This window comes from Methylobacterium sp. CCH5-D2, assembly GCF_001556475.1.
Lineage (GTDB): Bacteria > Pseudomonadota > Alphaproteobacteria > Rhizobiales > Beijerinckiaceae > Methylobacterium > Methylobacterium hispanicum.
Window position 1 is genome coordinate 1 of record NZ_LSIX01000472.1, and the last position, 8,162, is coordinate 8,162.

6 protein-coding genes are annotated in these 8,162 nt (G+C 72.6%); 1 reads left to right on the plus strand and 5 read right to left on the minus strand.

Annotated elements, in window-relative coordinates; translation table 11 throughout:
- The 5 genes from AX737_RS11930 to AX737_RS11950 form a co-directional block, all read right to left on the minus strand.
- Positions 1-425, minus strand: a 425-nt coding sequence (locus AX737_RS11930) for a hypothetical protein (protein WP_066921578.1), incomplete at its 3' end; no start/stop codon positions are given.
- Between the two features lie 112 nt (positions 426-537).
- Positions 538-1,746: an acetyl-CoA C-acetyltransferase gene (locus tag AX737_RS11935; RefSeq protein WP_066921580.1), complete on the minus strand. Its 1,209-nt coding sequence runs from the start codon at positions 1,744-1,746 to the stop codon at positions 538-540.
- A gap of 82 nt (positions 1,747-1,828) precedes the next feature.
- Entirely contained in the window at positions 1,829-2,056 is a 228-nt protein-coding gene (locus tag AX737_RS11940; protein ID WP_066921582.1) for a DUF4259 domain-containing protein, read from the minus strand.
- A gap of 14 nt (positions 2,057-2,070) precedes the next feature.
- Complete coding sequence (locus tag AX737_RS11945; protein WP_066921584.1) at positions 2,071-3,849, minus strand: acyl-CoA dehydrogenase C-terminal domain-containing protein; 1,779 nt, start codon at positions 3,847-3,849, stop codon at positions 2,071-2,073.
- A gap of 143 nt (positions 3,850-3,992) precedes the next feature.
- A complete protein-coding gene (locus AX737_RS11950; protein WP_066921586.1) occupies positions 3,993-5,507 on the minus strand; it encodes a hypothetical protein in 1,515 nt (504 codons plus the stop codon).
- A 182-nt stretch (positions 5,508-5,689) separates the two neighbouring features.
- Here AX737_RS11950 and AX737_RS11955 point away from each other — a divergent pair.
- A partial coding sequence (locus tag AX737_RS11955; RefSeq protein ID WP_066921588.1) for a hypothetical protein occupies positions 5,690-8,162 on the plus strand: 2,473 nt, incomplete at its 3' end.

Consider the following 8,162-nt stretch of genomic DNA (forward strand, 5'->3'; position numbering starts at 1 on the left):
ACCGCCAGCATGTTGAGCAGCTTCGTCACCGAGCCCTGCGAGATCGCCGTCACGCTGGAGGACGGGTCGGCGTTGAGGGCCTGGAACTTCTGGTAGGTCTTGTCGTCGTAGATCTCGTTGAGGTGCTTCAGCTCGGTGAGACTGAACTTGCCGGCATATTCCTTGGAGAGACCCTCGACCATCACCTCGCGCTGGCGGTCGAACTCGGCGTTGAGTTCCTTGCGCACGGCGTCGGCCTTCTGGTCGGGCATCGCCGCCACGGTCTTCTCCAGGGCCGCGCCGAAGCCGGTCTGCAGGTTCTTGATCAGGGTCTTCGAGACGAGGGTCTTGGCCTCCGCGATCTTGTCGGCAGCCTCGTCGGCGCGCGCGGCGAGCGGCAGCGCGAGGGCGGTCGTCAGGCAGAGGGTGGCGATGAGGCGCGTCATCTGAAGCGTTTCTCCCATGAGGCTTCGGTTCCGCCTTGCTCGGCGGTCGCGTCGGCCTCTAGCAGCGTTTGGCACGCGAGGGGAGCGGCCGGCCCGGCCGCTCCCGCGACCGTCAGACGCGCTCGATGATGGTGGCGGTGCCCATGCCGGCGCCGATGCAGAGCGTGACCAGAGCCCGCTCCTTGCCGGTGCGCTCCAACTCGTCCAGCACCGTGCCCAGGATCATCGCGCCGGTGGCGCCGAGCGGGTGGCCGAGCGCGATGGCGCCGCCGTTGACGTTGACCTTCGCCGGGTCGAGGTCGAAGGCCTGCTGGAAGCGCAGCACCACCGAGGCGAAGGCCTCGTTGATCTCGAACAGGTCGATGTCCGCGACGCTCATCCCGGCCCGGGCGAGCACCTTGTGGGTCACGTCCACGGGCCCGGTCAGCATCAGGGCGGGGTCGGAGCCGATGTTGGCGAAGGCCCGGATGCGGGCGCGGGGGCGCAGGCCCGCCGCGTCGCCCGCCTCGCGCGAGCCGATCAGCACGGCCGCGGCGCCGTCCACGATGCCCGACGAGTTGCCCGCGTGGTGGACGTGGTCCACCGCCTCGACATCCGGGTGCGCGTCGGTCGCCACCGCGTCGAAGCCGCCCATCTGGCCCATCTGCACGAAGGAGGCCTTCAAGGAGGCCAGCGACTGCATGTCGGTGGAGGGCCGCATGTGCTCGTCGCGGTCGAGCAGCGTGATGCCGTTGACGTCCTTGACCGGGACGACGGCATTGCGGAACAGCCCCTCCTCCCACGACCTGGCGGCGCGCTTCTGGGATTCGACCGCGTAGGCGTCGCAATCGGTGCGGGAGAAGCCGTACTTCGTGGCGATGAGGTCGGCCGAGACGCCCTGGGGCATGAAGTAGGATTTCACCGCGATGGCCGGATCCACCGGCCAGGCCCCGCCGGAGGCGCCGAGGCCGACGCGGCTCATCGATTCCACCCCGCCGCCGACCGTCATGTCGTGCTGGCCGGCCATCACCTGGGCGGCGGCGAAATTCACCGCGTCGAGGCCCGAGGCGCAGAAGCGGTTGATCTGCACGCCCGGCACGTGGGTGCCGTAATCGGCAACGAGGGCGGCGGCGCGGGCGATGTCGCCGCCGGCCTCGCCGACGGGATCGACGCAGCCGAGCACCACGTCGTCCACCCGCTTCGTGTCGAGGGCGTTGCGCTCCTTGAGCGCGCGGAGCGCCGTCTCGGCGAGGCGCAAAGCCGTCACCTCGTGCAGCGCGCCGTCGGGCTTGCCGCGGCCGCGGGGCGTGCGGACGTGGTCGAAGATGTAGGCCTCGGGCATCTGATTCTCCTTGCACCGCCCCGCTCACGAGCAGGTCTCGGCGCCTCTTGGCACAGGTGCGGGCAGCGCCCGCCCGATCTCTTCAGATCTCGATGTCGCCGAGGCGGCGGTCGAGTTCGGCGACGTGGGCGCGCCAGGCATCCCCGTTCGCCGTGTCGGCCCACAGCTCCGCGAGTTCCGAGCCGTCATCCGTCACGCGGGCGAGCGCCGCGCGGGCCTGGCCGATCAGGCGGACGCCATCGTTGCGCAGAACGATCCGCCGGTCGAGAGCACCGTCGCTGTCGAACGATCCCATGCCCCAGCTGCCCATCGGCCGGGATCCCGTCAGAAGGCCTCGGCGGAGAGCGCCATCGTCGTGTCCGAGCCGGCCTTGATCCGCGCGAACCGCAGGGACGTCTCGGGCAGCATCCGCTCCATGTAGAAGCGGCCGGTGACGAGCTTGGCCTCCATGCGGGCATCGCCGGACTTGGCGGAGGCCGCCTTGGCGATGCGCGCCCACATGTAGCCGATCGCCACGAGGCCGAGGAGGTGCATGTAGTCGGTCGCCCCCGCGCCCGCGTTGTCGGGCTTGGCCATCGCGTTCTGCATGAACCACATGGTGGCGCCCTGCAGGTCGTTGAGCGCGGCCTGGAGCGGGGTGCAGAAGGGCTTCAGCGCCTCGGTCTCGTTGTGGTCCTTGATGAAGGTCTGGACCTCGCCGAGGAAGGTCATCATCGCCCGGCCGCCGTCGCGGGGGAGCTTGCGGCCGATCAGGTCCATGGCCTGGATGCCGTTGGCGCCCTCGTAGATCATGGCGATGCGGGCGTCGCGCACGAACTGCGACATGCCCCATTCCTCGACGTAGCCGTGCCCGCCGAACATCTGCTGCGCCTCGACCGCGTTGGCGAAGCCGCGATCGGTCAGCACGCCCTTCACCACCGGGGTCATCAGGCCGAGCTGGTCGTCCGCGGCCTGGCGCTGCTTCGCATCCTCCGAGCGGTGGACGATGTCGGATTGCAGCGCGGTCCAGAGAACCAGCGCGCGGGCGCCCTCGTTGAAGGCGCGGATGCCCATCAGGGTCCGGCGCACGTCCGGATGGACGATGATCGGGTCGGCGGCCTTGTCGGGCGCCTTGGCGCCGGTCAGCGCGCGGCCCTGGAGCCGGTCCTTCGCGTAGGCCACCGCATTCTGGTAGGCGACCTCGGACTGGCCGAGGCCCTGGACGCCGACCGCGAGGCGGGCCTCGTTCATCATCACGAACATCGCGTTGAGGCCGCGGTTGGCCTCGCCGACGAGCCAGCCCTTGGCCCCGTCGTAGTTCATCACGCAGGTCGAGTTCCCGTGGATGCCCATCTTGTGCTCGAGCGAGCCGCAGGAGACGCCGTTGCGCTCGCCCACGGAGCCGTCCGGATTCACTAGGAACTTCGGCACCACGAAGAGCGAGATGCCCTTCGTGCCGGCGGGCGCGCCCTCGATCCGGGCGATGACGAGGTGGACGATATTCTCGGAGAGGTCGTGCTCGCCCGCCGAGATGAAGATCTTGGTGCCGGTGAGGCTGTAGGAGCCGTCCGCGTTCGGCACCGCCTTGGTCTTGAGCAGCCCGAGATCCGTGCCGCAATGCGGCTCGGTGAGGTTCATGGTGCCGGTCCAGCCACCCGCGACCATGTTGGGGATGTAGGTCCGCTTCTGCTCCTCGGAGCCGTGCACGAGGAGCGCGGCGACGGCGCCCTGCGTCAGGCCCGGATACATGCCGAGCGCGAGGTTGGCGCCGGAGACGAATTCCTGCATCGCGGTGTTGAGGGTGTGGGGCAGGCCCTGGCCGCCGAACTCCTCGGGTACGGAAAGCCCCATCCAGCCGCCCTGCGCGTAGGCGTCGTAGGCTTGACGGAAGCCCTTCGGGGTCGTGACCGAGCCGTCCGGATGCCGGGTGCAGCCCTCGAGGTCGCCCGCGCGGTTGACCGGGGCGAACACCGTTTCGGCGAGCTTGGCGCCCTCTCCCAGCACCGCCTCGACCACGTCCGGCGAGGCCTCGGCGAAGCCCGCGAGATTCGCGTGGTTGTGGAAGCCGAGCACGTCGTTGAGGAGGAACAGGGTGTCCTCGACGGGGGCGCGATAGCTCGGCATGTGCTCTCCTCCGATGGCGACTTGCGATGGCGGCTTACAGGGTCGAACCGAACCCCTGCCGCTCGATAGTTCATATCTAAACTATCTGGCCGCCGGGCCGCAAGGGGTGGCGGCTGACAACCGGTCCGAACCTGTCGCACGGTTCACGTTTCCGGGACCTCGATCAGGAACCGCTCGACGGTCTGGCAGACCACGATGTCGGGCCCGAGCCTCTCCACGAGCCCCGCCGGAACGTGGGCGTGCCACACGAAGTGGTAGCTCCGGAACCAGCGCGCGAACCACCACGACATCCGGCCCTGGTGGACTTCGGCGGGTCCGCAATAGGAGTTTCCGAGCACCAGGAGGCTGGCGTCGATCGGCGCGTCCGGATTCCGCCACGACTGGCTGAAGCCGACATGCCCGCCCGGCGCCGGCCTGTGGAATGTCAGCTCCGCGCGGCCGAAGGCGAAACCGGGCGCGCCCGGATCCGTCTCCCGGCGCAGGTCGAGGATCGGCACGCCGAAGAATCGGAGCGCCAGATCGCCGGATGCCGCCCGCCGCGTGCCGAAGTCCGGCTCGGGGCCGGCCGGCAGGCCGAGATGTTCGAGGATCGCCCGGAACGCCGTCCAGGTGCCGTAGGGCGAGAGGTGCGAGTCGGTCTTCAGCACCGTCTCGGCGGGATCCCGCACGTTTCCGAGGGCGTGCCGGGCCGAGACGTAGCAGGCGGCGGCTCCGGGCTCATGCCGAAGCCCGGCCTCGATGCCGCGCAGGATCGCCCCGGGCGTCCGCACGGGATGCGGGAACAGGTGCGGCAGAAGGGTCAGCGTCTCCGGAAGGATCACCTGGGCGTAGCGGGCGCCCGCCGCCTCGAGGCGCGCGCGCCTTCGCGCCATCAGCGCGACCCACGCTGCCGCGAGCGCACGCGGGCGGGGGTCGTCGTCGGTGCGGGCGTACTCCTCCAACAGCCGATTGCGGCCGCCGACGAGAAAGATCTGGCCGTCCCGCCCGAGCAGCGCGGCCCCGTCCCCCGAGCGGGTGCCGACCGGCACGAGCAACGGCGCCAGGGCACGCGAGGGGTCGCTCACCGGCTCGCCGGCCGTCCGGTCGAAGAGCGCCCGCGCCCGGCCCAGCGTGCCCGCCGCCGACAGGCCGGGATGGTTCGCGGCGCCCTCCCCCAGCAGGGCGCGCAATCGCTCCAGCGTGGCCGCGTGGGCGGGCTCGGGGAGCGCGGCGACGTGGTCGAGAAAGTCGAGCGCCGCGCGCGCGCGAAGCGCCTCGGCGAGATCGGGCGCCAGCGGGATGCGGGCGAGCGGTCGTCCGTCCCGCATCAGGTGGACGGTGAGGTCGCCGGAGGCCAGATCGCGCGCGACGTGGCCGCCGTCCACATGGACGGCGAAGCTCAGGCGCGCGCCGTCCGGGCCGACGGGCGCGATCGCCACCGTGAGCCCGACCCGCAGCCCGACGCGGTAGACGCCGATCACGGGCGTCGCGCGGTCGGCCCAGACGTCGGCCCGGACCCAGCCCGTCAGGTCGTCGCCCGGCCAGGCGCCCTCGACCGCGCCGATCCGCTCCGCCTCGAGGCCGCGGCGGCGCCAAGCCCGATACAATCGACGCCCGCCCGCCTCCAGGGCGGTGAGCAGTCTTCGCGGCCGGATGAGATCGGGGAGACGGGAGAGCATCTGAGATGGATCGGGCGCGTGCAGCATTTCGTCCGGCGGCGTACGAGCCGCAGCGGTCTTAACCGGGTGTTTACCAAGAAAGTTAATGGTCCGTGCTCGAAGACCCGCATGCCCCGCCCGATCCGCGCACGACGCACGGATCGGGAGGACCAGCTGCCGCACGCCGTTCGAGGCAGGCCAGGATGACACGCACCGCGAAGCCGGATTTCCACAGCTTCGATCCCGACGTGCTCGAAGCGGCTCGCGACGTCGCGCGCAGGGCGGGCATTCCCCTCGAGGAATGGATCGCCCGGAACGTGCCCCAGGGCGGCCCGCGCCGCCGCCGCCCCGGCGACCAGCCCCGCAAGGCGGAGCGGGCGGCCGAGGAAGCCGGGCGCTTCCGGCCCGGCCGTCCCCAGGGGGCCGCCGACACGCGCCGGCCCTTCGCGGCGGGGGACGCCGACGAGGGCGCGCTCGCGGCCCTGATGGCCCGCCTCGACGGGCTGGACCGCAACCTCGCCGACGAGCGGCGCGCGGCCGAGACCGCGGCGAGCCGGCGCCTGGAGGAGATCGAGCACCGCCTGACGCGCGCGCTCGATGCCGGCGCGGCGCCCGTCGAGAAGGTCACCGAGCGCCTCGGCGACATCGAGCGGCGGATGTCCGAACTCGGCGACAAGGTCGCCGCCGCGCGTCCCTATCCGCGCCGCGGCCGCGGCCCGGCGGAGATGCGCGAGGCGGTCGAGGAGATCCGGCAGCGCCAGCGCGCGCTGGGCGAGCACCCCGTGCAGCCCCGCCGCGCCGCGGATGAGCCCAACGTCGTCGCGGGCATGCGCCGGGACCTCGCGCGGCGACTCGATGCCGGCCTGCACGAGGACCTGATGATCGACACCGCCGAGGCGGTGTCCCAGTTGCAGCGCGAGACCCTGCGCCTGCGCGAATCGATCGGCGGCCTCGCCACCAGCCGCGACGTCGGTGCGCTGGAGCAGGCGATGATCTCGCTCGCGACCAACGTCGAGCGGGCCCAGCCCTCGGCGGATCTCGTCGCCATCACGGCCCCGATCGAGTCGATCCGCGAGCATGTCGAGCGTCTGGCCGGCGAAGTCGCCGACAACGTGCACGGCCGCGTGGCCGACGAGGTGACGCGCCTCGCAGCGCGCCTCGACAGCGTCGCCGCCGCGGGCCCGGGCTCGGACGGGCGCGCGCTCGACACCCTGTTCCAGGAACTCGACGAGATCCGCCGCCTGCTCGGCACCCTGGCCGGGCCGGAGCGGATCCAGAGCCTCGCCCAGGGGATGCAGGCGATCAGCGCCCAGATCGCGCAGCTCCAGGAAGCCGCCAGGGAAGCCGCGAAGGCCGACGACAGCGCGACCCTGCGCCCGCTCCTCGAGGAGATCCGCAGCGGCCTCGGCGCCCCGGCTCCGGCCGCCTTCATCGATCAGATGCGGGCGATGGCCACGAAGCTCGACGCGCTCCACGAGCGGGCGGGCGGCCAGGATCCCGCCGAGTCGCGCAGGATCCTCGGCCGCATCGACGCGCTGGCCGACAAGGTGGAGCAGGCGAGCACCCGGCCCGTCGACGACCTGATCGGCCGTCTCGAAGGGCTGAGCGACAGGCTCGGCGAACAACTCGGCGAACGGGCGGGAGAGGGCCGGGGCGACGGCCTGCGCGGAGGCGCGCTGACGGGCGACGCGTTCGCCTCGATCCAGGCCATGCTCAGCAACCTCGCCGAGAAGGTGGACCGTGTCGGCGACCGGGCGGGCGACCGCGCCGGCTCGGACGGGCTCGACGCGCTGGAGAAGCAGGTTCTCACCCTCGCCAAGCGCCTCGAGTCCCGCGGCGCCGATCCGGCGCTGACGAGCCTTGAGCGCAGCATGGGCGACCTGCTGGCCCAGGTTGCCGCCCTGCGCGAGCAGGCGCCCGACGCGGACGCACTCGAGCGCGCGGCCCGCGAGGCGGTCTCCGCCGGCCTGGCCGACCGCGCGGGTCCGCAGGACCGTGGCGAGATCGGCCTGCTGCGGGCGGGCCTCGCCGACCTGCAGGCCCGGCAGAGCGCCTCCGACCAGCGCCTCGGCGCGATGCTCGACGGCGTCCAGTCGGCCCTCGACCGCCTGATGAGCCGCCTCGACCCGGCCGCCGAGCCGGGCAGCGCCCTCGCGGCGGGCCCGCGTCCGCCGAGCCTGGACGAGCAGCTGATGGCCTCCACGGCCGCCGACCTCGCCCGGGGCGAGGCCGAGCGCCGCCGCCGCCCGGAGATGAAGCGGGCGGCGCCCGCCGCGCATCCCAGCGACGAGTTGCTCGAACCCGGCGCGGGCCGGCCGCAGCGCGAGGTCCAGGGCCGCACCCTGCCGGAGGCCGGACCACGGCCGGCCCGCGGCCTGCGTGAGGAGCCGGCCGCTGGCGACGACGGCGCCGGAGACATCAAGACGAGCTTCATCGCCGCGGCCCGGCGCGCCGCGCAGGCGGCCCAGGCGGAACTCGCGAGCGAGGCGGCGAGCGAGCGGCGCGACCTGCGCCTCGGCGCCCGGCTCGAGAAGCCCGGGATCCCGGGAGCGGCGCCGGCCGGCGGACGCTTGGCGCGGCTGCGCGCCGAGATCGATCGCCGCCGCCGTCCGATCCTGCTCGGCCTGGCGGCGATCGTGCTGGCGCTCGGGGCCCTGCAGGCGATCGGCACCCACA

Coding starts and splice junctions, on each gene's coding strand:
- AX737_RS11935 (WP_066921580.1), bottom strand. CDS start 1,746: ATGCCCGAGGCCTACATCTTCGACCACGTCCGCACGCCCCGCGGCCGC.
- AX737_RS11940 (WP_066921582.1), bottom strand. CDS start 2,056: ATGGGCAGCTGGGGCATGGGATCGTTCGACAGCGACGGTGCTCTCGAC.
- AX737_RS11945 (WP_066921584.1), bottom strand. CDS start 3,849: ATGCCGAGCTATCGCGCCCCCGTCGAGGACACCCTGTTCCTCCTCAAC.
- AX737_RS11950 (WP_066921586.1), bottom strand. CDS start 5,507: ATGCTCTCCCGTCTCCCCGATCTCATCCGGCCGCGAAGACTGCTCACC.